The sequence below is a fragment of the Pedobacter sp. 01N416 genome (assembly GCF_056399685.1).
This window is the reverse complement of sequence record NZ_JBFTRT010000824.1, coordinates 1-2,169: the sequence shown is the minus strand read 5'-3', so window position 1 is coordinate 2,169 and position 2,169 is coordinate 1. Positions and strand designations below refer to the sequence as shown.

General features: G+C 36.5%; 2 protein-coding genes and 2 pseudogenes. 2 read left to right on the top strand and 2 right to left on the bottom strand.

Features of this window, described 5'->3' with window-relative positions; translation table 11 throughout:
- Together AC1DND_RS27560 and AC1DND_RS27555 are read right to left on the bottom strand one after the other, a co-directional pair.
- A pseudogene (locus AC1DND_RS27560) lies at positions 1-599 on the bottom strand (endonuclease MutS2); the annotation flags it as partial.
- A 1-nt stretch (position 600) separates the two neighbouring features.
- Positions 601-1,134, bottom strand: coding sequence for a DUF4296 domain-containing protein (locus AC1DND_RS27555; protein ID WP_477586004.1), 534 nt, complete (start codon positions 1,132-1,134; stop codon positions 601-603).
- Between the two features lie 71 nt (positions 1,135-1,205).
- Between AC1DND_RS27555 and AC1DND_RS27550 the strand changes: the two are divergent.
- Together AC1DND_RS27550 and AC1DND_RS27545 are read left to right on the top strand one after the other, a co-directional pair.
- A pseudogene (locus tag AC1DND_RS27550) lies at positions 1,206-1,574 on the top strand (alanine racemase); the annotation flags it as partial.
- A 1-nt stretch (position 1,575) separates the two neighbouring features.
- Positions 1,576-2,043 carry an N-acetyltransferase family protein gene (locus AC1DND_RS27545; RefSeq protein WP_477586003.1) on the top strand — a complete coding sequence of 156 codons (468 nt, stop codon included), beginning with the start codon at positions 1,576-1,578 and terminating at the stop codon, positions 2,041-2,043.
- Positions 2,044-2,169 lie beyond the last annotated feature (126 nt).

Below are 2,169 nucleotides of genomic sequence, written 5' to 3'. Positions count from 1 at the left end.
GGAATACACATTCTACCATCACGAATGGTTAAACTACCATCGGCAACCCAGTTATTGGCAATCGCCTGCTTGTAGATCGAATCCATTCGCTTACGCACATCTTGTTCAGCTTTCGAAATGGCAGAGGTAATCTCCTGCAATTCTTTTGATGCATTGGGTTTGATCTTTCCTTTGGCATCTATAACGCTTTCTATTTTACGAAGGATCGTTTTTTCGATCGGCAGATGCTCAAATAAAGCTTCTAATGTAGGATATACTTCTGCACGTTCTTCGAAAAAACGGAGTACCGAGAAAACAGTATGCAACGAAGTATATACCTGAAACCACTCATCTTCCAATAGATAAGTGCCTTCAACCCTGATTTTTTCAACCAGCGACTTAATATCAAAAAAGGTATTAATCTGTAGTGGTTCCTGATTTTGCAGAATACTTTTAAACTCGTTTGTTTGACGTAGAAACTTATCAATCTGATCAAAACGGTTCATCACCTGCATCTTCTCTACCATTGTTTGCCCCATCGGACTTAAACAATGTTTGCTAATCAGTTGCCTGATCTCAACAAAACCTAAACGTTCTAAACAGTTTTCGGGATATAACATACTATTGTACAATAGCTGGACTTGGAACTACTTCCGATACGCCAGCTTTTTTTATATTAATTAATGAATCGGCCTGTTTTTTCTTCTTTGCAATTTCAGCAACTGCTTTAACCTTCGATAAAGAATCTGGTTTCATTTTTTTTCTGATCGCAAGAGAATCGGCCTTAAATTTCTTTGCTATCACTAAAGAGTCGGCTTTAAATGCTTTTTTCTTTATTATCAGATCAGCTAATGCCGTTCCCTTTTTTTGCTTGGCTAACAATTTTTGTATGTTTTTATACATCGCCTCTAACGCTACAGGGTTGGTATTATACCATATTAAACTCTTGTTATATTCGGCAGAATCTGTACCAAATTTTTTGTAAATCCCTTTATAATAAGCTGCTGCCACCTTCTTTGCTGAATCTACTACATAAATGCTTGAAAGGTAGCCATCAACAATGTGCATATCGTATAAAATCTTTTCCATTTTATCAGGTTTAATAATGCCATCAGGTATACCAGGTTTGCAACCAAACCATAATATAGCTGTCATTAAAACCCATATTAATCTCTTCATGCTTAATTTAAATATTATTTTTTGCCCAAATTGCGGCAAGGTTATTAATTTTACCGGTTTACATTGCAGATGAAGACACTAAATTCGGACTTGGTTTTGATGAAGTAATCGAATTGCTACGTGCCGAAGACTTAGCCGAATTGAAAAATATCCGTATTGTGGGTTTAATGGGCATTGCCACCAATACCAAGAACGAAAAACAGATTACGACCGAATTTCACGAACTAAAAGTATTTTTTGATGGCATTAAAGTGAGTTTTTTCCGCAAAGACAATGCTTTTAAAGAAATATCGACCGGAATGAGTGCAGATTATAAAATTGCAATTGAAGAAGGAAGTACAATGGTGCGCATTGGCAGCAGTATTTTCGGAAAAAGGGTAATCAAACATTTCAAAAACGATATTACGACCAATTAATATGGATTTTAACATCAGATTTGCGACTGCAGAAGATTGTCCAAGAATATTGGAATTAATTAATGAGCTCGCCATTTATGAGCGTGCCCCTGAAGAAGTAACGGTTACTTTAGATCACTTTATCGATGCTGGTTTTGGCAAAAACCCGGTATGGAAAGCTTACGTAGCCGAAGTAAATAATATAATTGTGGGCTTCGCATTATACTATACACGTTACTCTACATGGAAAGGATGCAGGTTATATCTCGAAGATTTTATCGTAACAGAAGAATTTAGAGGAAAAGGCCTGGGTAAAGTATTATTCGAAAAAGTGATAGAAGAGGCTAAAAACGGTAATTATAGCGGCATGGTTTGGCAAGTATTAGACTGGAACGAGCCGGCAATAAACTTCTACAATAAATATAAAGCACATTTAGAAAGTGGCTGGTTAAACGCAGCTTTCTCTAAAGAACAAATCAAGGCATTTTAATATGGATATTTTTAAGTTTGGTGGTGCCTCGGTAAAAGATGCAGATGGAGTGAAAAATCTGGCCAATATTGTCCGCGATTACAAAAAAGGGAATCTACTGATTGTGATTTCGGCGATGGGTAAGAT

What these genes read in the sequence shown, in the direction of transcription:
- AC1DND_RS27545 (WP_477586003.1), top strand. Translation starts at nt 1,576, where the DNA reads ATGGATTTTAACATCAGATTTGCGACTGCAGAAGATTGTCCAAGAATA.
- AC1DND_RS27555 (WP_477586004.1), bottom strand. Translation starts at nt 1,134, where the DNA reads ATGACAGCTATATTATGGTTTGGTTGCAAACCTGGTATACCTGATGGC.